13 protein-coding genes are annotated in these 21,802 nt (G+C 71.0%); 7 read left to right on the top strand and 6 right to left on the bottom strand.

What is annotated here, in order from left to right:
• Window positions 1–5: 5 nt before the first annotated feature.
• The 4 genes from EV374_RS17850 to EV374_RS17835 all read right to left on the bottom strand — a co-directional run bounded on the left by EV374_RS17850 (window position 6) and on the right by EV374_RS17835 (window position 2,499).
• On the bottom strand, window positions 6–485 hold the full coding sequence (locus EV374_RS17850; RefSeq protein ID WP_132236775.1) for an SRPBCC family protein: 480 nt from the start codon (window positions 483–485) through the stop codon (window positions 6–8).
• Window positions 482–844, bottom strand: a complete 363-nt coding sequence (locus EV374_RS17845) for a metalloregulator ArsR/SmtB family transcription factor (protein WP_132236773.1) — start codon at window positions 842–844, stop codon at window positions 482–484. Before EV374_RS17845 ends, EV374_RS17850 begins: the two co-directional genes overlap by 4 nt.
• 62 nt (window positions 845–906) lie before the next feature.
• Window positions 907–1,782: an alpha/beta hydrolase gene (locus EV374_RS17840; RefSeq protein WP_132236771.1), complete on the bottom strand. Its 876-nt coding sequence runs from the start codon at window positions 1,780–1,782 to the stop codon at window positions 907–909.
• A gap of 261 nt (window positions 1,783–2,043) precedes the next feature.
• Window positions 2,044–2,499 (bottom strand): hypothetical protein, encoded by a 456-nt coding sequence (locus EV374_RS17835; RefSeq protein WP_207914303.1) that lies wholly within the window; start codon window positions 2,497–2,499, stop codon window positions 2,044–2,046.
• Window positions 2,500–2,738: 239 nt separating this feature from the next.
• Here EV374_RS17835 and EV374_RS17830 point away from each other — a divergent pair, with 239 nt between their 5' ends.
• Window positions 2,739–4,244: a hypothetical protein gene (locus tag EV374_RS17830; RefSeq protein WP_132236769.1), complete on the top strand. Its 1,506-nt coding sequence runs from the start codon at window positions 2,739–2,741 to the stop codon at window positions 4,242–4,244.
• 353 nt (window positions 4,245–4,597) lie between these two features.
• The gene (locus EV374_RS17825) at window positions 4,598–5,428 is read left to right on the top strand and encodes a peptidoglycan DD-metalloendopeptidase family protein (RefSeq protein ID WP_132236767.1); all 831 of its coding nucleotides are present in this window, start codon (window positions 4,598–4,600) and stop codon (window positions 5,426–5,428) included.
• A gap of 14 nt (window positions 5,429–5,442) precedes the next feature.
• Here EV374_RS17825 and EV374_RS17820 read toward each other — a convergent pair whose 3' ends face one another.
• Window positions 5,443–5,622: a hypothetical protein gene (locus EV374_RS17820; protein ID WP_132236765.1), complete on the bottom strand. Its 180-nt coding sequence runs from the start codon at window positions 5,620–5,622 to the stop codon at window positions 5,443–5,445.
• Window positions 5,619–6,083 carry a DUF1801 domain-containing protein gene (locus EV374_RS17815; RefSeq protein WP_132236763.1) on the bottom strand — a complete coding sequence of 155 codons (465 nt, stop codon included), beginning with the start codon at window positions 6,081–6,083 and terminating at the stop codon, window positions 5,619–5,621. The genes EV374_RS17820 and EV374_RS17815 overlap by 4 nt, the downstream gene beginning before the upstream one ends.
• 226 nt (window positions 6,084–6,309) lie before the next feature.
• Between EV374_RS17815 and EV374_RS17810 the strand changes: the two genes are divergently transcribed.
• From EV374_RS17810 to EV374_RS17790, 5 genes are all read left to right on the top strand, one after another.
• A complete protein-coding gene (locus EV374_RS17810) occupies window positions 6,310–6,915 on the top strand; it encodes a YdeI/OmpD-associated family protein (protein WP_132236761.1) in 606 nt (201 codons plus the stop codon).
• Window positions 6,916–7,988: 1,073 nt separating this feature from the next.
• The gene (locus EV374_RS17805) at window positions 7,989–9,344 is read left to right on the top strand and encodes a lyase family protein (RefSeq protein ID WP_165947821.1); all 1,356 of its coding nucleotides are present in this window, start codon (window positions 7,989–7,991) and stop codon (window positions 9,342–9,344) included.
• A 92-nt stretch (window positions 9,345–9,436) separates the two neighbouring features.
• Window positions 9,437–11,737, top strand: coding sequence for a pyridoxal-phosphate dependent enzyme (locus EV374_RS17800; protein ID WP_132236757.1), 2,301 nt, complete (start codon window positions 9,437–9,439; stop codon window positions 11,735–11,737).
• Between the two features lie 9 nt (window positions 11,738–11,746).
• Window positions 11,747–15,106, top strand: coding sequence for an AMP-binding protein (locus EV374_RS17795; protein ID WP_132236755.1), 3,360 nt, complete (start codon window positions 11,747–11,749; stop codon window positions 15,104–15,106).
• A 10-nt stretch (window positions 15,107–15,116) separates the two neighbouring features.
• The gene (locus EV374_RS17790) at window positions 15,117–21,800 is read left to right on the top strand and encodes a non-ribosomal peptide synthetase (RefSeq protein ID WP_165947820.1); all 6,684 of its coding nucleotides are present in this window, start codon (window positions 15,117–15,119) and stop codon (window positions 21,798–21,800) included.
• Window positions 21,801–21,802: the final 2 nt, after the last annotated feature.

The raw sequence follows: 21,802 nt of genomic DNA, 5'->3' as shown, positions 1-21,802 counted from the left end.
CACCTCTACCGCTGCGCTTCGAAGTGCTCCTTCATCGCGGGGTAGTAGTCGTCGAAGTCCGGCGCCGGCTGGCCGTCGCGCGAGGCCGCCAACGCGTCCAGGTAGTACTCCCAGCCCGGTCCGACCTCGCCGACGCCCTCCGTGCCGGTCAGGTGCTGCGTGAACCGGAGCTCGGTCACGCCCGCACGTTCGACCAGCTCCAGGTCCAGATGCCAGCCGCCGTGCTCGTCCACCGCGGAAACCGCCAGCCGGCGCGGCGGTTCGCACGCGTCGATGGTCATGTCCATCCAGGGCTCGCCCTCCTCGTACGCCATCTGGACCTTGATCGTGCGTCCCGGCGCGGCGTCGCCCTGCCACGGGCCGAACCAGCGTGCCGTGCGCGCCGGATCGGTGAGGCTGGCCCAGACGTCAGCCACGGGAGCGCGGAAGGTGCGGGTCAGCACGAGGTCGTCGCCGATCAGTCGGCCGGTGGGTGTGGGGCTCATGCGGTCTCCTTCTTCGATGGGTGCCGCCCGGCGGCCGTCTGCCGCTCGCGGCGGGTGCGGTAGACCTCGGTCTCCAGCGCGTCGAGGCGGTGCTGCCAGCCGGCCGGGCGCATCAGCCGTCCCAGCCACCCGGTCAGCTCGTCGAGCGGCGCGGTGACCAGCGTGTAGACACGCCTGCGTCCGTCGGCCGTGTCGCGCACCAGGCCGGCCTCGCGTAACACGCGCAGGTGACGGCTGACGGCCGGCCGGCTGATCACGAACCGGTCGGCGATCTGGCCGGCCGAGAGCGGTGCGTCGCGCAGCATCAGCAGGATCTCCCGCCGAACCGGGTCGGCGATCGCGGCAGCCACCTCATCCACGCTGAAAGGGTAACCAGGTTGTTACGCTTTTGGCAACGTCGCGTCCACGGGGTGGACCCGGCTCACGCGTTGTCGCGCACGAACGCCCGCATGAGCTCGGCGCACTCCGCCGCGTGCGTCTCCAACAGGAGGTGGCCGCCGTCGTAGATGTGCGCGTCCAGGCGCTCGAGGACGCGGTGGTAGGCGAGGACCTCGTCGACGTCGAAGTACGCGTCGTGCCGTCCCCACAGCACGAGCGCCGGCGGCTGGTGAGCGCGGTGGTACGCGGCGAGCTCATCGAAGCGGGCGACGTGGTTGGCGTAGTCGGTGAACAGCGCGAACTGCGCGTCGACGTTGCCGGGCCGGCTCATACGCTCCCAGTCGAGGTGCCACGACTCGGGGGCGTGCAGGGCGTGCAGCCGTTCGGGCAGCCCGGCCAGGTACTGGTCGCGGGTGCCGGCGAAGTTCAACCAGTCCGGCAGTTCGGCGCGCGTGGCGTCGGTCGGGTCGGCCCAGTAGGCCCGGGCGCTGTCCCACTGCGCGCCGAGGCCGTCCTGGTGCGCGTTGCCGCTCTGGATGATCAGGCCGCGGATGCGGGTCGGGGCGCGGGTGGCCAGGTGGTATCCCACTGGCGCGCCGAAGTCGTGCAGGTAGACGAAGAGGCGCTCGATCCCGAGCTGGTCGAGAAAATTCTCGATCGTCCAGGAGAGGTTCCCGAACGTGTAGTCGTACTCGTCGACGGTGGGCGACGCGGACATCCCGAAGCCGGGCAGATCCGGCGCGATCACGTGCGCGACGTCGGCGAGGGTGGGCATGACCTCGCGGAACGTGTGCGACGAGGAAGGGAATCCGTGCAGCAGCAGTACCGCCGGCTGACCGGGGTGCCCGGCCTCGCGGAAGAATACCTCCAGTCCGTCGACGTCGACCTGTCGATGGCGGACCTTCTGGACGGCCCGCATCGCATCCTCCTCCCGGCTGCCCCGTCGAGGGGGAGCAGCCGCCGTCGGCTCCGAGTCTGGTGAATGTGGTGCCGGTGGTCACCGTCGCGTCCGGCTACAGCCGCGAGGACCCGGATGTACGCCGAACAGCAGCGGGACACCGACACCGCCCACCCCATCGTGCCGGACCCGAACCGACGTCGCCCGACCATCTCGACATTCGCGTCCGGATCCGCCGCACGACATCGCGCCTGACGGACGGAATGCCGCGATGAGGAATCGCTATCGTGCTCGGTTCCAGAGCGGTGACGCGGCCGACGCGTCCAGAACTGCTCGCTCGAGTGTCACTGCGGCTTGCCGGTCCTCCGTCACAGCCCAACTGACATGCAGGTCGGCCCAGTGCAAGGCGTCTTGCGCCCAGGCCGCCGCGCGCTTGGGCCGGCCGCCGATGAGTTGCTCCAGGTGCTCCTGCACGAAGGCGGCATCGGCAAAGGCCCGATCCAGGACGGCTTCTCCCAGCCCACTGACCGCTGCCTTCCCACGGCGGTACACCGTGAGCCGTCCTCGAAGTCCTTGGCCACGACGCTCGCCGGCCATGCCCACGTAGACGAGACCGCCTGCTGCCCCTTGCCGAGCGAGGTACACGCCTGGGAGACGCGGTGCCGAGACAGCCGCATCGTGGAAGGGTAGCCACGGCGACCACTTTGCGAGGGCTGCGACCACGTCGTTGGCAGACACCGGACCAGCATGCCGCAGGTGCAAACGAGGTGAACCGCTGCGGGTGGCGCGCTCATGCCGCAGATCGTCCGATACGCCGTTGACGGCGGCGATCCGTCCATCTCGGGCCGGCTGGCCGACGTGGTCGGACAGCCGCGGCCGGGACTTCCCGTCGGTCCCTCGCGGCATTGGTCAGATGACGACGGCCGTAGGATCTGGGAGTGAATGATGCCGCCGGCGCGGATCGACCATCGGCGCTCATGACCGACTGGGCGCGGCTGCCGGTCAGCCATTGCCAGTACGAGGTGTTCACAGCGCCGGGTGTGTCGGGCATGGGGATCTACATCCTCGGCGACGACCTGCTGCACGTCCGCGGGCCGACTCAGTTCACCGGTTTCTGCGGTATCCACACCGGGTGGATCGAGGCACGCGTTCGCGTACTGTCCGGGCCGGCGGCAGAGGCCGACGTCGGCTGGGACGCGATCAGTGAGGTGACCCTTTGGAGTCCCAGCGGTCGGTTGTCGGTCATCGGCTTGATGGGTGGCACCACGGACGTCCTGACCGATGTCGCCGTCCCTCGTGGGCTTGTCAGGGTGCGGGTGCACGCACGCGACCGACTGCACGAGACGGTACGCACCGGCGGGGACCCGCCCGAGCGGCACGAGTTGCACATCTGGGGAGTTTCCGAGGAGGCGCCATGGCGCACCGTGCTGGCCGACCCCGCAGGTCGCGACTGGGAGCAGAAGCCGGCGAAGGCCGCGGAATGGGCGATGCTGTCACTGGTACCTCGCCCGTCGGCCCGTCCGGGGATCCTGCCGCTGTTGCCGGCAGGTCACCCCTACGAGGACGACGCCGACCTGTCCCGGGTGGCGGTGGTCCGTCATCGGCCCGCGCCGGTCGAGGTCCCGGCCGAGGTGCTGCCCGTCGGCGACCTGGAGGTCCGGCTGGAGCGGGTCGACGACGGGACCTTCACCTGGTCGTGGGCCACCGCCGATGATCCGATCTTCCCTGATCCGCTGGCGACGCTGCCGGATGACGAGCCAAGTGCCGTACGGGTGATGTCCGGCTCTGACGGCTTCACGCTGCGGCACGAGGGAGTGTTGGGCCGGCACGCCTTCGCCCTCAGCCTGATCTGGGACCATCTGCTCGACGCCGCCGGGCCGTATCCGTGGATCCAGACGTTGCGTGGACAGGCTGCCGAGGCAACCGTGCTGGCCGAGAAGTACCGCCATCTGCAGGCCGAGCGCGACGCCGAGCGGTGGGGAGGCGCTCCGCCGTCGGATCGTGTCCGCGGACTCCTCGGCCAGGCACAGTCGCTGGCCCGGATCGACCGCCGGCTGCTCGACCGCATCGATGCGCTGCCCGCCGCCCGCCAGCGGGAGGCAGCATGCTGGGCGGCCCGCCATGCGATGCGAGTGGCCGCGCTGGAGCAGATCGGGTGGATCGCCGACGCGCTCGCCGCGGCCGAGGCCGACCGCCCACTGCCCCGATCCTTCACCGAGCAGAGCGGAAGTGCCGCGTTCAGCCGGCTCATGTCGGATCCCGAGGTTCCGCACACCACCGTCACCCTGCGCCTGGACACGCCAGGGAACGGCGCCCGCACCGTCGCAGGGGCACTCCAGCAGGCCGCCGCGCTCCCCGCCCTGATCGCCCTGGCGAACGACGATCCGCTGGCTGCTGCAGTCGACGCCATCTACAACGCGGCGATCGCCCATGGCGACGACCGCGACCGCTTTCTCACCGACACCCACGCCGCCCTGGCCTGAGCCTCCGATTCGGCAGACCAGGTAGGAGGCACCCGAACAGGTCTCCCACCAGGTGGGGCTTCGAATCGGCGATCGCCGTCGAATGCATGACAGAGCTACGGGTGATGCTCTCGAGCCGAGCACGAACAGACAGGGGAGTGCGTTGCCAGGGTCGTAAGGCGGCTCGCATGTTCCTCGGCGGCCTCGGCAAGGTCGACGGCGTCCTCACGACGCATCCGTCCGTCATCGACGGCAACCCCGCACTTCGACGCACGTCCTGGCCTGGCCACGTCACGGAGAGGACTCGCGTGACGTCCCAAAGCGATCGTAGGGAAACCCTTGCCCTTCAACCGAAGTAGCCTTAGGTTGCATCGATGATCCTCAGCGGGGAGCCTCGCTCTGACCCTCCTCAGAATGTCAGCCACGGCGATCTGCCATCCGAGGATCTCGGTGGCATCGCCTATCTGCGGGGACTTTCGAGACGCGGGTTCATCACAGGCGCCGCGTTGGCGGCATCCGGGGTGTCGGCCGCCTTTGCTCTGCTGCCCGGCGCCGCTCAGGCTGCCGGCAGCTATCTAAGGCCGTGCGGGAACGTCCGGATCTCGAGCTCGTGGCAGGACCACCGGAACCGGACGCCGCCCTCGGGCGAGCCGGGCACCGACTATGCGGTCGGAATCGGTACTCCCGTCAAGGCCGCGGCGAACGGCACGATCCGTTACGTGAAGACCGACACCTCCACCGCGACCGGGCGCGTCGTGGGGATGGCTCACGATGATGGCAACTACACCCGGCACCTGCACCTGTCGACGATCGCCGTCTCGACCGGTCAACGTGTGTCGCGAGGCCAGACGATCGCGTACTCCGGCGCCTCGGCGAACGGCAGTGACCGCGGTGTCGGGCCGCATGTGCATACGAGTCTCTGGCTGAACACCGGCAGTCCGACGAATTTCCGCGCGACGGTGGATTTCGAGAACTACGTCGGAGACGTCACCAACCCGAACCCGACCGACCAGGAGGTAGACGAAGTGTTCATCGCGAATGTCAAGGGCAACTGGTACCTCGTAGTTCCCCAGGGCACCGGTAAGCCGCGGGCGGTGGTGCTTGGTGGTGACAGCAATGCCGGCGCTTCCGGCCTCCCCGTCCTGAACTTCAGCTGGGACCCGTCGATCAACGCACTCAGGGCCGCGGTCGACGGCATCGGTTGATCCGATCTGACGCGTCACGACGGCCCGGGATCCACGCGGCGCAGGAAATCGGCAGCGTTGTCGTGTGTCGCCACCCAGGTCCGTTCGGCGTCGGCGATCCCGTCGTCGACCCGGACGGTACGGACGGGTGCGATCGCGGCTCTTGCCGCGCCGCGTACCACCACGATCGTCCGGCCGTGGGCCGGTCCGCTCACGGCTGCCGCGTTCGCGCTGCGCGCCGTACGATGTCGCCGAGCTGCTCCCACGCCTGCTCCGTTGGTTCGGTGAGCGCGTACGAGGTCGGCCAGAACCCGCCCTCTTCGTCGAGGGCCGCCTGCGTGCTCACCCCGAACGTCGAGTAGCGCTCCTTGTCCATCTGCCCGCTGCGGAAGAAGACCACGACCTTCCCGTCCCTGGCGTACCCGGGCTGGCCGTAGTACAGCTTGGGGGCGAGGTCCGGCGCGACGGCCGTGACGATCGCGTGCACACGCTCCGCCATTTCCCGGTCTCCGTCGGGCATCCGCGCGATCTTCGCGAGCAGCTCCGCCTCTTCGGCGGCGGCCTTCTCCGCGCCCTTCGTGCGTCTGGCCCCGGCTCTCAGCTCCGCCGCACGCTCCTTCATCGCGGCCCGCTCCTGCGTGGAGAAACCTCCTGCGTCAGCGTCCTTCTTCGTCATCGTGGTTTCTCCTCGACGTCGTATGGCCCGTGTGTCGTCCACGCTATCGGCGGTGCATCCGACGTGACTTCTCGAATCCTGATCAGTCACGCCAGCTCTTCTCCCGCAGGCTCTCCGGCAGACTGAGGACGGGTTGTGCCCGACCTGTGGCGTCCACGGCAGCCCGACGAGCAGGGCCGTCCCACAGGATGAGGCTGCGGCCACGGCGCAGCGATAGCCTGCCGTCATGGTGAGCGCCGAATTGGATGAGTTGATCGTCGTGGACGCCGAGGCGCTGCGCGCATGGCTGTCGACCAACCATGCCACGTCGCCCGGTGTCTGGCTCGCCCTGACCAAGAAGGGCGGCACGGTCACGACCCTGACCTGGCAGCAGGCCGTCGACGAGGCCCTGTGTTTCGGCTGGATCGACGGGCAGGCCCGTAAGCGGGACCAGGAGAGCTCCTGGATCAGGTTCACCCCGCGCAGGCCCCGCAGTTCCTGGTCGCAGCGCAACGTCGCCCACGTGGCGCGGCTGGAGGCGCAGGGGCGGATGCTGCCCTCCGGCCGTGCCGCGGTGGACGCCGCGAAGGCGGACGGGCGGTGGGCGGCCGCCTACGCCCCGCCGTCGGAAGCCGAGGTGCCCGACGACCTCCTCGCCGCCATCGCTGCCGACCCCGCCGCCCAGGCCATGTTCGACGTGCTCACCAAAACCAACCGGTTCGCACTGATCCACCGCGTCAATGGGGTCAAACGGGCGCAGACCCGCGAGCGGAAGATCAGCGAGTTCGTTGCCATGCTGGCCCGTCACGAGACGATCTACCCGCAGAAGGCCAAGCCGCCGCACTCGCCGTGATCGGCGTTGTCATGATCATGGGCACTGGTCTCGCCGCGAATGGTGCTGGGGCGGGCGGGCTCCACGCGGCGCCTTCGCGGAGGTCGCCCACGTGCTCACGTCCGAGGACCGATGAGCGGGCGCGTTCACCGGCGGTGGCCGGATCGTTCCGGCAGGCCGAGGCTGCCTCGGCGGCCGGATCGACCACCACCAGCCCGCCGGCGGCCGGACAGCGGTCGCTGACGGTGATGGCGAAGTCGTTCGGCGCGGCTCCAGCGTCGCCGTCCGGGAGGTCGGAATGCATGACCACCCGCACGTTCGGTAGTCGCGGGGCTGCTTGCGGTCAGCGTCATCGACGCAGCCTGGAGTCCCGCTTGAAGGGACCACGTGCAGGCAGGCGCTGTCCCCGTGTCGGCTGGCGAGGGGGTGGGGTCGACCAGATCCCATGACCCGCTCCGGGTTTCCACGCGCCGATGGCACTCGTTCGTCCTGGCCGTGAGCCTGCCAGCAGTATCAATGGTCGCGGATGGCCCCGGCCGGGGGAAAAGCTCCCACCATCGTCAGGGTGCCCAGGCGGGTACTTCGGAGCCGGGTGCCGGGAAGAACAAATACGACCGGTACCAGACATAGCGCGCGGAATGCAGTTCCTTGCGGGGCATGAGGCGCGCGGCTAGTCTCGCCCCATCGAAGACCGCGTATTGGCACGAACTGCCGATTCACGCTCCGTCGCCTGCACGATTTTCGTAGTCGCTCCACGGGGGAGTTGGTTCCATGTCTGCTGACGGCAAGCGTCGAATTCGTCCAGCACCGCCGATCGCGCCTTCCTTGTGAATCGTCGCACCCACCTCAGGTGACTGTCCTTCATTCGAGGCGGTCCGATCCGCAGGCGATGTCACGCGCCCCAGGGCGTGGATTCGGGTTGCAGTCCGGCCGTGCAACTCCGTAACGGGGGTCTTCAGTTGCAACTCGTTCCCGAGGGCTCCGCCCTGATGTCAGGACGGTTGTCCAGCGGCCCGTCCCGTCAGGTGCATGACGAAATCCTCCGACCGCAGTTCGACTTCGACATGACTCACCTGCTTCCTCACTATCTCGCCGTGGAAGTGGTTCTCCTGCTCGAGTACGAGCGGATGGGGGTCATCACCGGCGACCAACGGCGCGACATCTCGGACAAGCTCGGCAGGATCGACGAGTCCACGCTCAGCGCCGACCCCTCCACCAACATGTCCGACACGTCGATGGCCATCGAGCAGTGGGTGCATGGTCGGTTGACCGAGCCGGTCCCGGCCTGGCACGTCGACCGCAGTCGTAACGATTCTCAGGCGACCGCACACGCTCTCGCGGCGCGCGAGTGGTTCGGTGGGGCGGCGGAGGACCTGCTGGGCCTCGGTGCGGCTGTCCATCGACTCGCCAACGGCACGACCGACCTGCTGATGCCGGGATACACCCACCTCCAGGCGGCCCAGGTGATCACTCCCGGCTTCTACCTGGCCGCCCTCTCCCAGCAGATCCTGCACAACCTGCGCCGCTGGCTCGCCACCTACGACGGCAACGACCTCTCGCCGCTCGGCGCGGGTTCGATGGCCGGCCAGCAGTTGCCCTGGGACCGGGACCGCATGGCGCACCTGCTCGGCTTCGCGGGACCGGTTCCGCACGCCCTGACCGCCGTGGCGTCCCGGTCGCTGGCCTTGGAGATGATGGCGGAATTCTCCATTCTGGGTGCCGAACTGAGCCGCTTCGTCACCGATCTCATGACCTGGGGCAGCAACGAGTACGCCTTCATCGACCTGCCTGACGAGCTTTCCGGCATCTCGGCGGCGATGCCGCAGAAGAAGAACTTCCCGATCCTGGAGCGGATCCGCGGAAAGCTGGCGCATCTCGGCGCCTTCGGTGTGGACATCGTCCTCGCCCAACGCTCGACGCCCTATTCCAACATGGTGGAGGTGTCCAAGGAGGCGACCGCGAACCTCCATGTCTCCGTCTCCACCACGCGGACGGCCCTGCGGCTCTTCTCGACCGTCGTCGACAACCTGCGTTTCCGGTCCGACCGGATGCGGGAGGCCTGCCGGCGGGAGTATCTGGGCGCGTTCGCACTGGCGAACGACCTGACCCTCAACGACGGGATCCCCTGGCGCGACGCCCAGATCGTCGTCGGGCAGTACATCGCCGCCGCCATCTCCTCCGACATCCCGCCCCATCCCGGAGACGCCGGGCTGTTGGTCGAGGTCGCCGGCCGGCACGGATACCAGGTCTCCGACGCCGCACGCGTGCTCGCCGACGCCTTCGACATCGAGAACGCAATTCGTGGGAAGCGGTCGACGGGCTCGGTCAATCCCCAGGCGTTGGCCGACCTGCTCGCCAGCCAGGCGGACGAGTTCCGGCTCCTCCGGCAGCAGTGGGACGACCGTCGTGAACGGCGAGGTTCCGCTCGGGCACTGCTCGGGCGCCGATGAGCGTCGAATCGGGGAAGAATGACGATCTTTAGCGGAGCAGCCCGGGCGGGCGCGACCGACGTCGGCATCCACGGACGATCGGGGGCCAGCGCGTGATCTTCCAGAACGTCGTCGACGCCATCGGGCACACGCCGTTGATCAGACTGACGATGGACGTCGACCCGCGCGTCGAGGTGTACGCCAAACTCGAACTCCAGAACCTCTTCGCGATGAAGGACCGGGTCGCCCGCTACGTGATCCTCGAGGCCAGACGGCTGGGCGTACTCCGACCGGGCGCGCCGATCGTCGAGAGTTCCTCCGGCACGATGGCGCTGGGAGTCGCCCTCGTCGGCACCGCCCTGGGCCATCCGGTGCACGTCGTCACCGACCCCCGGATCGACCCCGTGACCCTCGCCAAGCTGCGCGCCCTGGGCTGCCAGGTGCACGTCGTCGACCGGATGTCCAGCCAGGGCTGGCAAGGTGCCCGCCTCGAACGGCTGCACGAGCTCCTCGAAGCTCTGCCGGGCGCGTTCTTTCCCGAGCAGTACCGCAATCCGGACAACCCGGGTGCGTACCGGTCCCTGGCCCGGGAGCTGCTGGGGGACCTCGCCTCCTTCGACGTCCTGGTCGGGGCGGTCGGCACCGGTGGATCGCTGTGCGGCTCGGCCCGTGCGCTGCGACGCGCGCTGCCCGAGCTGCGAGTGGTGGGGGTGGACTGCGTGGGCAGCGTGCTGTTCGGTCAGCCGGACGTGCCCACCAGGTTGCAGGGCGGTCTCGGCAACAGCCTCGAGCCCGCCAACCTGGACCGTCGCCAGATCGACGAGGTGCACTGGCTCAACGACCGGGAGGCGTTCGGCGCCACCCGTGACCTGGCCCGCGAGCAGCAGATCTTCGGCGGCAACACGTCGGGCTCGGTCTACCAGGTGCTGAAGGACATCGCTCGCCGGGCGGAGCCGGGGACCAGGATCGTCGGCATCTTCCCCGATCGCGGCGACCGGTACGCGCAGACCGTCTACGACGACGGCTGGGCCGCCGACCGCCTGCACGAGATGGACGCGGCGGACCGGCCGCGCCCGATCAGCCCCGGCGAGGTCGCCGTGAGCTGGTCGCGGACGGACGACGTCCCACGCACGAACGGCGAGCGGTACCTGTTGTTCCTGGAGGCGAACACGAGCGGGACCGGCGTGCTCGCCCTGAGCGTCGCGCGACGGATGGGGCTGCGCCCGGTGCTGCTCACCGACCGTCCCGACCGCTACCCGGGGCTCGCCGACACCGACTGCGAGGTCCTCGTCTGCGAGACGCACGACCTGCCGGCCCTGCGCTCGCTCATCCAGGGCAGGTTCCGTCGTGAACAGCTCGCCGGGGTGACGACGACGAGCGACTTCTACACCGTGCTCGCCGCCGAGCTGGCCGACTGGCTGGGACTGCCGGGCAACCCGCCGGCAGCCGTTGCCGCCTGCCGGAACAAGGCCCTGCTGCGGGAGGCGCTGCGGGAGACCGGGATCCGGCAACCCCACTTCGTCGCGGTGACGGACCCGGCACGGGCCGCTGCCGCGGTGCGCGAGGTCGGACTGCCGTGCGTGGTGAAGCCCGCGGACGACTCCGGATCCAACGCCGTGCTGCTCTGCGCCACCGTCGAGGAGGCGACCGCGCACGTGGAGGCGGTCCTGGGGATGCGCGTCAACGTCCGGGGCATGCCGACCGCCCGCTGCGCGCTGGTCGAGGAGTACGTGCGGGGTGCCGAGTTCAGCGTCGAGGTGTTCGGCGAGAGCACCGGGAACCGCTGTCTCGGGATCACCGAGAAGCGGGTGACCGGTGGGCCGTACTTCGCAGAGCTCGGGCACGTCTTTCCCTCGGACCTGCCGACGGACCAGGCGACCGAGATGGTGGATGCCGTCCTGCGGGCGCTCGCCACGGTCGGGATGTCACACGGGGCGACCCACACCGAGGTACGCCTCACGCCGTCCGGCCCGGCCATCATCGAGATCAATCCCCGCCCGGCCGGCGGGATGATCCCCGAGCTCTACCGCCTCGCCACCGGCTCCGACCTGCTCGCCGCACAGCTGGCCGCGGCCGTCGGGGGACCGACCCGGCTCTCCTCGACCACCCACGGGTACGCCGCGATCGAGTTCCTGGTGGCTTCCCGACCCGGGACGCTCCGGGGTATTGCGGGCGGGGCGGAGATCGAGCGCCTCGACGGCGTCGAACAGGTGGCCGTGACGGCGTCCCCCGGCACGTCCGTGCGGCCACCGCGAAACGGCTACGACCGCCTGGGGCACGTCATCGCCACGGGCTCCAGCAGAGCGGAGGTCGTCCGCCGGGTCCGTACCGCTGTGGACCAGGTCCAACTGCTGGTCGACGAGGACAGCCCGGACGCCGTCAGCGACGAAGCGTCCCTGGCCCCGGCCCACTGAGGGACGACCATGACCCACACCTCGCTCATCGCGGCCCTGTCGACCTGGGCGGACACCCGAGCGGACGACCCCGCGCTGACCTTCGTCGACAGCGCCGGGGCGACGACCACCACCACGTACGGGCAGCTCGACGAGGGCGCTCGTACCGTCGCCGGCCACCTGCGGTCGGTCGCCGAACCGGGCGACCGGGCGCTGCTGCTCTTCCCACCCGGCCTCGACTACGTCACGGCCTTCCTCGGCTGCCTCTACGCCAACGTGGTCGCGGTGCCGCTCTACCCGCCGGGCCCCCACGCGCGCCTCGACCGCGTCACCACCGTCGTACGCGACTGCGGAGCCACCCACGCGCTGACCACCGCCAAGCTGGTCGAAGCGCTGTCGGGGCTCGCGGCCGAGCCGGGCGGACCGGCGGTGCACCCGATCGAGGCGGTGCGGGCGCAGGCCGCTCCGGTGGGCCCCCACCGGCCGGCGCCGGACGACCTCGCCTTCCTCCAGTACACCTCCGGATCGACGGGCGATCCCAAGGGGGTCATGGTCGGCCACGGCAACCTCACCGACAACCACCGGGCCATCGCGGCCGGCTTCGGGATCGGCACCGACGACGTGGTGCTCAGCTGGCTGCCGATGTACCACGACATGGGTCTCATCGGCACCACGTTGCTGCCGCTGTTCGTGGGCGTGCCGGCGATCCTGCTCGACACGTTCGCGTTCGTCCGGAATCCGCTGCGGTGGCCGGCGGAGGTGTCCCGGTTCAGGGCGACCCTCTCCGGTGGACCCAACTTCGCCTATCAGCTCCTGGCGGACCGCTTCGACGCCGGGCTGCTCGACGGGATCGACCTCAGCTCGTGGCGGGTCGCCTTCAACGGCGCGGAGCCGGTGGACAGGCGGACGATGGACGCGTTCTCCGCCGCGTACGCGCCGCTCGGGTTCGACCGCCGCGCGTTCTATCCGTGCTACGGACTGGCGGAGGCGACGCTCTTCGTCAGCGGCCCCGAGGCGTCGACCGGCTATCGCGCCGGCACCTTCGACCGGCACGCCCTCGAGACGGGCCGGCTGACCGGGGCGACCGGGGCAGCGGGGACGGACCAGGTCACGCTGGTCTCCTGCGGCACCCCGCCACCGGGTACGACGGTCGCCGTGCGCCGCGCGGACGGCGAACCCTGCGCTGCGGGCGAGGTCGGCGAGATCTGCGTGAGCTCCGGCGGGGTGGCCGCCGGGTACTGGGGCAGGTCCGACTCCGCCGCGACGTTCGCCGCCACCGTCGGCGGCCGGCAGGGGACGTTCCTGCGTACCGGGGACCTCGGCGCGATGTACGACGGCGAACTCTACGTCGCGGGGCGCCAGAAGGATCTGATCATCCGCGCGGGCCGCAACTACCACCCGCACGACATCGAGGCCGTCGCCACCGCGGGCAACGCGCACCTGCGCCAGGGCGGCGCCGCGGCGTTCCAGTCGGAGACCGGTGACCAGCGGGTGGCGCTGGTGGTCGAGGCCTCCCGCAGCGGGCTGGCGCGGCTGCTCGCGGACCCCGCGCTGCTCACGTCGCTGACCGGCGGGCTGCGGCGTCGGGTGGCCACCGAGTGCGGGTTGGACCTCGACGACGTGGTCGTCGTCATGCCCGGCGCGATACCGAAGACCTCCAGCGGGAAGGTCCGCCGGCGGGCCACCAGGGAGCAGTTCGTCGGCGGGCGGCTCAAGCGCGTCGTGCCGGCGGTCGCGTCCGGGGCGCCCGGGCGGGCCGCCGCCGACCCCCACCCCGGCGACCGGTCCCTCGCGGTGGAACAGCTCGTCCGGCGGTACGCGAACCTCGAAGGGTCCGAGTGGGACGCTTCGCTGCCGCTGGCGGCGCTGGGACTCGGTTCGCTGCGTCTGATCGAACTCAAGGCAGCGGTCGAGCGGTTGGTGAACGGCACCCTGGACGCCGAGCTGTTCTTCGGCGACCGGTCGGTGGCCGAGCTGGTCGCCGCCGCCGCGAGCCCCGGCCCGGCCGCCGTGCCGCTGCCGGCGCAGACCGGCGCGGTGAGCCCCGCCTCGGCCGGCCAGGTCGAGCTGCACTTCTACGACGAGGTGTCGCGCGGCAACCGGGCGAACAACCTGGCGATCGCCCTGCGCCTCTCCGGCCGTGTCGAGGAGGAACTGCTGCGGGCCGCGATCGACGAGGCCGTCGCTCGGCACCCCGCGCTGCGCACGACGCTCGGACCGCTCGGGTCCGGCGTCCAGACCGTGCACGAGCAGGGCACGGTCGACTGGGAGTGCCGGGCCTTCCCGGACGGCCCCGACGAGGCGGTACGCGCCTACCTGCACGAGCGGGCCTACCGTCCCTTCGACCTGGTGAAGGGCCCGTTGGCGCGGGTGGGGGTGGCGTACCCGCCGGACGGCACGGTGCTTCTCGTGGCGTGTCATCACGCGGTCGTCGACCACTGGTCGCTCCAGCTCCTGCTCGCCGAGCTCCTGCCCCGGATCACGGGCGGCGACGCCCCGCCGGCCACGGCGGGACCGGGCGCGGCGGACCCCACCGACTGGGCCCGGCTACAGCAGCAGGCGCGCCTCACTCCCGACCGGCGCGACCGGGTCACGGCCCTGGCGGAGAAGTGGCGGCCACTGCGTGACCTCGTACTCTTTCCGCAACGGCCCGCTGGCGGCGGGTCTGCACGACGACGGCCGGACCCGGACCGGCACCGGGCCGGCTGGCTCGACTTCGAGGCCGACCCGGACGTCGTACGGGCCCTCCACCGGCACGCGGCGCGGCGCGGCTTCACCCCGTTCGTCTCCCTGCTGGCCGCCTACGTCCAAGCCCTGCACGAGGTGACCGGGGAGCCGCGGATCGTGGTGGGTGCGCCGCACCACGGGCGCACCGACCAGCGCTTCGCCGGCACCGTCGGCTACCTGGTCAACATGGTGCCCGTCCTCGGTGACCTGACCGACCGGCCCGATCCGTCGGCACTCGAGGAACGCCTGTGGCGGGAACTGCGGGCGGCACTGTCGACGGCGGACGTTCCCTTCAGCGACCTGGTCCGGGCACTCGCCGCGGACCGGCACGGCCAGAATCCGCTCTTCCAGGCGACGTTGACGCTTCAGCAACCGGTGGACGGCGGCGACGTCGGACTGTCCGTGCCCTGGAGCCGCCGGCGGCGACGGATCGGGTCCCACGACGTCGAGACGGTCGACGTGCCGCCCGTGGACGTCGCCTTCGCGACGAGCCTCTACGGCGCCCTCGACGCGGGCGGACTCACGTTCCGCCTCGTCCACCAACGCACCCTCGTGTCCGCGGAGACGGCAGCCGAGGTGTGCCGGCGGTTCTCCGAGAACCTCGCCCGGCTGGTCCGGCAGCCGTCCACAGTACTCGCCCACGACCCGGTTCGACTCAGCTAAGGCGGAGATGATGACTGCTTCCGATGGTGCCGTCGGTAATCTGGTGGAGTCGTTCGACGAGGTCGTCCGCGCTCACCCGGACAGCGTCGCGGTGTGCTGCGGAGACCGGCGGATGTCGTACGCCGAGGTGGCCGCCCGCTCGACGGCGCTCGCCGCGGCGATCAGGGCGCGGGTCGACGACCCGGCCCGTCCGGTGCTGCTGCTCCTGCCACGTTCGGTGGACATGGTGGTCGCGAGCCTGGCCGTGCTGCGGGTGGGCGCGGCGTACGTGCCGGTCGATCCGTCCACCCCCGCCGCCCGGCTGAGAATGATCGTGGCGGACGCGACGCCCTCGGTGGTGTTGACGACTCCCGAGCTGGCGCAGCTGCTGCCGCCGGACACCCCGGTGCTGGGGCCGCAGGACGTCGCGGAGGACCACAGCGACGACACCGGCGGGCGGTGCCCCGCGGCGTGGGACACCCGCGCCTACGTGATCTACACGTCGGGCACCACCGGGCGGCCGAAGGGCGTGGAGGTCAGCCACGGCAACGTGCTGCGCCTGATCCGGGCCACCCGGCCGCAGTTCGGCTTCGGCGCCGGGGACGTCTGGACGATGTTCCACTCGTTCGCCTTCGACTTCTCCGTCTGGGAGATGTGGGGCGCGCTGCTGTCCGGTGGCCGGCTGGTCGTCGTGGGGCAGGACGTCGCACGGGACCCGGTGGCCTTCCGGGCGTTGCTCGCCGAGGAACAGGTGACGATGCTCAGCCAGACGCCCACCGCCTTTCACAGCCTGGTCGCGCACGAGGTCTCCCAGCCCGACAGGCTGCCGCTGAAGTGGGTGGTCTTCGGCGGCGAGGCGCTGCGCTTCGGTGACCTCCGGCCCTGGGTGGACAGGTACGGCGACCAGCAGCCGCAACTGGTCAACATGTACGGCATCACGGAGACGACGGTCCACTCCTCGTACCGCAGGGTCCTGGCGGCCGACCTGACGAGCACGGCCAGCCTCATCGGTCGTCCGCTGGCGGACCTCGACTTCCTGCTCTCAGACGAGCAGGGCCAGCCGGTGGCCCCGGGCCAGACCGGCGAGATCGTCGTGACCGGGCCGGGGGTGGCGATCGGATACCTGGGCCAGCCCGGAGCGACCGCTGAGCGGTTCCTCGACCTGACCGTCGACGGCAGGCCCGTGCGGGGATACCGGTCCGGTGACCTCGCGCGGCTCACTCCCGCCGGGGAGTACGAGTACCTGGGGCGGGCCGACGACCAGGTCAAGATCCGTGGGCACCGGGTCGAGCTCGGGGAGATCCACGCGGTGCTGACCGCGGTGCCCGGCGTCGGGCAGGTCGCGGTGACCGTCCGTCGGGCGCGGCCGCAGCGCAATCCGGTGGTGAAGCAGGAGGCGGTGTCCGGGGGGATCTCCTCGGTCCGCAGTCTCGTCCGGGCCGGGCAGGCGGCGTCGGGCGGCGGCGGCAACCGGATGCAGATCGTCGCGTACGTGACCCACGACCCCGGCTGCGAGCTGGGCGAGATTCCGGAACTGCTGCGGGCGAGCCTGCCGTCGTACATGCTCCCGGCGTTCGTCGTCCCGGTGCCGGAGATCCCCGTGAACGCCAACGGGAAGGCCGACTTCACGCTCCTGCCCGCACCGACCCCGGCCAACCAGCTCCGGGCGCCGATGGCCACGGAGGCGGTCGCCGACGCGTCGACGGCGACGGTGGAGCGGGCGATCCGCGCGCTGTTCGAGGAGGTGCTCGGCGTCGAGGGGGTAGGACCCGACGACTCCTTCTTCGGCATCGGCGGGGACTCCATCATCGCGGTGCAGCTGCGCGCGGCGGCGGCCAACCGCGGGATGACGCTGGACCTGGCCGACATCTACGAGCTGAAGACGCCCCGTGCGCTGGCCGCGTACGCGGTCTCCACGGACGAGTCGGCCGACCCGCCGGTCGAGCCGTTCAGCCTCATCGAACCGGCGGACCGGGCGCACCTGCCGGCCGACGCGGTGGACGCCTACCCGTTGGCCACCCTCCAGGCCGGCGTGCTGTTCCACAGCGCGTACGCCGAGGGCGTCAACATGTACTGCGACATCTTCATGTTCCGGTTGCGCGCCAGGTTCGACCACGACGCCATGAGCCGCGCGCTCGCGCGGGTGACCGAGCGCCACGAGATCCTGCGGACGTCGTTCCACCTGTCCGGCTTCTCGCAACCGCTCCAGGTCGTCCACGCGCGGGCCCGGACCCCACTGAACGTGACGGATCTGAGCCGGTTCGACGAGGATCGGCAGCTGGCCGAGTTCGAGGCATGGCGACGCCGGGAGATGAGCAACCCGTACGACTGGGCGCAGCCGCCACTGGTCCGGTTCACGGCGCACCTGCTCGGCCCGGACGAGTTCATGTTCTCCATGAGCTTCCACGACACGATGTTCGACGGGTGGAGCGAGACGTCGCTGCTCGCGGAGATCCTCGTCGACTACTGGCAGGACCTGCGGGGCATCGCGTCGCCCGACCGTGCCCTGCCCGTCCGCCGGTACGCCGACTTCATCGCGAAGGAACAGGCCGTGCTCCGCGACGAGGCGGTCCGGGAGCTCTGGCGGCAGGAGCTGGCCGAGGTCGAGCCGAGCCTGCTGCCCCGCCTCGCCCGGGGCTCCGGCGCCGTGCACGAGGGGCGGATGGGCTTCCTCAGCGTGGACCTCCCGGCGGAACTCTCCGACCGCCTGCACCAGCTCGCCGCGGACTGCGGGGTGTCGGTCAAACACGTGGTGATGGCCGTCCACTCGCGGGTGGTGATGGCGCTCACGGGACGCGACGACGTCGTGCTGGGCGTCGCCGCCAACGGGCGGGTCGAGGAGGAGGGCGGCACCGAGGTCATCGGCCTGCACCTCAACCTCGTACCCTTCCGGCTCCGGCCGCGGGGTCGCACCTGGCGCGACCTGATCGCGGCGACCAGCGACAAGGAGCGGGAGTTGCTGCCGGTGCGGCGCTTCCCGCACGCCGAGATGCTCCGTCTCGCCGGGGTGCCCGAGCTGACCGACATCATGTTCAACTACACCCACTTCCACGGCTACGAGCGGCTCGCCCATGCCACCGGCATCGAGGTGGTCGACGGCTTCGGCTACATCCAGACGAACTTCACCCTGCGGGCCGAGTTCAACAAGGACCCGTTCAGTCGACTGCTCACGCTCGACCTCGAAGCGAACATGGAGCGGATCTCGGAGGACCAGCTCCACGAGGTGGCGGACGTCTTCCTGCGGGCGCTGACCAGCGTCGTCGACCAGCCGGACGACGAGCCGACGCAGGTCGCGCTGCTCGGTGAGCAGCGGTACCGGGCGTTGGTGGAGATATCCCGCGGGCCGGTCGAGTCGGCGACGGCGACGGGCTTCCTTGAACGGATGGCCCGTTCGGTGGAGACGTTCCCCGACGCGGTGGCCGCCGTCTGCCGCGGCCGCGAGGTCACCTACCGGGAGCTCGCCGCGCACGTCGAGCGGGTGGCCGGATGGTTGCGTGACCGGCGGGTGGGCCATGGCACCGTGGTCGGCCTGGCCAGCGGCCGGAACATCGACTACCTCGTCGTCACCCTCGCCATCCTCCGCCTCGGCGCGGTGTACCTGCCGCTGCCGCAGGGCCCGGCCGCACGCGTCGCCCGTATGGTCGGGCGGGCGGAGGCAGGGCTGGTGGTGTGCGACGAGACGCACCGCGCCGCGTTGGCCGCGACCGGCGAGGTTGAGCTGGTCGATCTGGCGGAGGTCGTCGCCGCCGCCGGCACGCCGGCCGCGCTCGACCCCGCACCGGGCGGTCGGGACAGCGCGTACGTCCTCTTCACCTCGGGATCCACGGGCGACCCCAAGGGTGCCCTGATCCGGCACGACGGCATGCTCAACCACATCGACGCCAAGATCCAGCAACTGGACCTGCGGCCTGGCGACCGGCTGGCCCAGGACGCCGCCGCCACCTTCGACATCTCCGTCTGGCAGCTCCTCGCGCCACTCGCCGTCGGCGCCACGACCGTGATCTACCCGGACGAGATCGGTCAGGACGCGGCGTCGCTGCTGCGGGCCGTGGCCGAGGACGGGGTCACCGTGCTGGAGGTGACGCCCTCCGTGCTCAACATCATGTGCGCCGAACTCGCGTTCTACGGCGTCGACGCGTTCCCCCCGTTCCGCCTGCGCTGGGTCGCCTCGCAGGCGGAGACGCTGACCCCGCAGTCCGCCAACACGTTCCGCCGGCTGCTGCCCGGGGTGGGGCTGCTGAACATGTGGGGGGCGACCGAGACGTCCGACGACGTCCTGCACCATCTCGTCGCGGCGGACGTCGACGAGCGGGACGCCTCCGTCCCCCTCGGACGGCCCGCGCGCAACACCGCCCTGTACGTGCTCGACGGCGCCCGGGAGCCGGTGCCCACCGGCACGCCGGGCGAGCTGTACGCCGGCGGCGTCTGCGTCGGCGGCGGCTACGTCAACGACCCCGACCGGACCGCCGCGGTCTTCGTCAGCGACCCCTTCGCCGGCGACGGGGACGGCGTCATGTACCGCACCGGCGACCGTGGCCGCCGGCTGGCGGACGGCTCGGTGGAGTTCCTCGGCCGGATCGACAACCAGCTCAAGATCAGAGGGAACCGGGTCGAACTGGACGAGGTCAGCCGCGCCCTCGCCGGCGTCGAGGGCGTCCAGGAGAGCGTGGTGATCGTCCGGCAGTCCGCCGACGGCGGCAAGCAACTCGCCGGGTTCTTCGTACCGGAGGTGGTCTCCGGCGGCGTCGGCGGTGCGACCGAGGGCTCCCTGGTCCGCCGGGACCTGCGGCCCGAGGAGGTGCGCTCCGGGCTCAGCCAGGTCCTGCCACGCAACGCCATCCCGGACTTCCTCGTCCGCATCGACCAGTTGCCGCGGACGAGCCACGGCAAGGTCGACACCCGCGCGCTGGCGGCGACGGCCCTGTCCCCAATCGACGCACCGACCGGGGAGAGCTCCGCCCCGATGACCCCGACGGAGGAGGCCGTCGCCGAGATCTGGGCCTCCGTGCTCTCCGGTCGCCGGCCCGGGCCCCAGGTCAGCTTCTTCGACCTGGGCGGGCACTCCCTGCACGCGACGCAGGTCCTCGCCCGGCTGGGGGACCGCCTCGGGGTCCGCCTGCCGATCCGGGAGCTGTTCGAGAACCCGACGCTGCGGGGCTTCGCCGCCCGGGTCGAGGCGGCGCTGACCGACGACCGGGAGGCGGAGGTGCCGGTCCCGGCGAGACCCGCCGGCCTGCGGGAGTTCCCGCTGTCCATGGCGCAGTCGAGCCTCTGGTACCTCGACCAGATCGACTCCGACGGCGCCTACACCGACGGGTACCTCCTGCATCTGCGTGGTGACCTCGACGTGCCGGCGCTGCGGGCGGCCGTCGACCGGCTCGTCGCGCGGCACGAGGTGTTGTCCAGCCGGATCGTCGGACGCGACGGCGTGCCGTTGCTGGTCGTGGACCCCGACGCGAAGCCGCGCCTGCGGGTCCGGGAGGCCACCGACGCGGCGGTCGCGGAGGGGGACAGCGAGGCGATGCTGGAGTACGTCCGGCAGCGGGCGACGCGGCGCATCGACCTCGGTGGCGTGCTGACCCGGGCCACCCTGTACCGCTTCGCCGACCGGGAGCACGTGCTCGAATGGACGAGCCACCACGTGGTCACCGACGGCTGGTCCAACGAGCTGATCCTGCGGGAGATCGCGGAGTCGTACGCGGCCCACCGGGCGGGACGGGAGGCGGACCTGCCCCCGCTGCCGATCCAGTACGGCGACTACTCCCGCTGGCAGCAGGACCACCTCGAATCGGCGCCGGCCCGACGCGACGGCGACTTCTGGCGGTCCTACCTGAAGGGCTACGACGGGGAACTCACCCTCGCGACCGACCTGGAGCGGACCGAGGACCGTACGCGGACCGCGGGCCGGCGCCGCCGGGAGTGGGACGAGACCTTCTCCGCCCAGGTGCGGGCGTTCGCGCAGCAGCACAACGTGACCCTCTTCATGGTCGTGCACGCCGTCAGCGCGGTGCTGATGGCCAAGCTCGCCCAGCAGTCGGACGTGGTGATCGGCGCGGCCGTCGCCGGTCGGCACCCGGCCGAGACGAGGGACCTCGTCGGCTTCTTCGCCAACACCGTGCCGTTCCGCTACCAGGTCGACCCGGAGCACAACGCGCGGGCCGTCGTCGCATTGGTCCGGGACAGCGCCCTGAACGCCCTGGACCACCAGAGCCTGCCGTTGCAGAAGATCGTGGACCTCGTGGGAGCACCCCGCCGACCCGGGGTGAACCCCCTGGTGCAGGTCGTGGTCTCCGTCGCCCGGTCGATGCACGGTGTCGCCGCGCTGCCGGGCCTGGACACGAGCGTGACCCCGCTGGGCGCGCAGACGAGCCGCTTCGACCTGTTGCTGCACTTCACCGACGAGGACCGGATCGGGCTGACCATCGAGTACGACCGGTCGCTGTTCACCCCGGCGGCCGTCGACCGGCTGGCCGGGGCGGCCGACCGGCTGCTGAGGTTCTTCCTGGACAGCCCGGACCGGGCGGTGGAGGAGGCGACGCTCGTCGACGACGAGGACCGCGGGGCGCTCGGGGAGATCTGGCGGGAGGTGAGCGGCCAGTCCCTGGAGATCGACCATCGCGCGACGGCGACGCTCATCGACTCCCCGCACTGGGGCGCGTACGTGTCGCGGGTCGAAGCGGCAGGGCTGATCGTCCCGCTGGTGCTCGCCCTGTGAGG

It is taken from the genome of Micromonospora sp. CNZ303 (genome assembly GCF_004345505.1).
The sequence above is the reverse complement of the archived record's forward strand: the minus strand, read 5'-3'. Positions and strand labels throughout refer to the sequence as shown.

Excerpts from the sequence above, each read along its gene's own strand:
- EV374_RS17850 (WP_132236775.1), bottom strand. The coding sequence starts at position 485 with ATGAGCCCCACACCCACCGGCCGACTGATCGGCGACGACCTCGTGCTG.
- EV374_RS17840 (WP_132236771.1), bottom strand. The coding sequence starts at position 1,782 with ATGCGGGCCGTCCAGAAGGTCCGCCATCGACAGGTCGACGTCGACGGA.
- EV374_RS17830 (WP_132236769.1), top strand. The coding sequence starts at position 2,739 with ATGACCGACTGGGCGCGGCTGCCGGTCAGCCATTGCCAGTACGAGGTG.
- EV374_RS17825 (WP_132236767.1), top strand. The coding sequence starts at position 4,598 with ATGATCCTCAGCGGGGAGCCTCGCTCTGACCCTCCTCAGAATGTCAGC.
- EV374_RS17815 (WP_132236763.1), bottom strand. The coding sequence starts at position 6,083 with ATGACGAAGAAGGACGCTGACGCAGGAGGTTTCTCCACGCAGGAGCGG.
- EV374_RS17810 (WP_132236761.1), top strand. The coding sequence starts at position 6,310 with ATGGTGAGCGCCGAATTGGATGAGTTGATCGTCGTGGACGCCGAGGCG.
- EV374_RS17795 (WP_132236755.1), top strand. The coding sequence starts at position 11,747 with ATGACCCACACCTCGCTCATCGCGGCCCTGTCGACCTGGGCGGACACC.
- EV374_RS17790 (WP_165947820.1), top strand. The coding sequence starts at position 15,117 with ATGACTGCTTCCGATGGTGCCGTCGGTAATCTGGTGGAGTCGTTCGAC.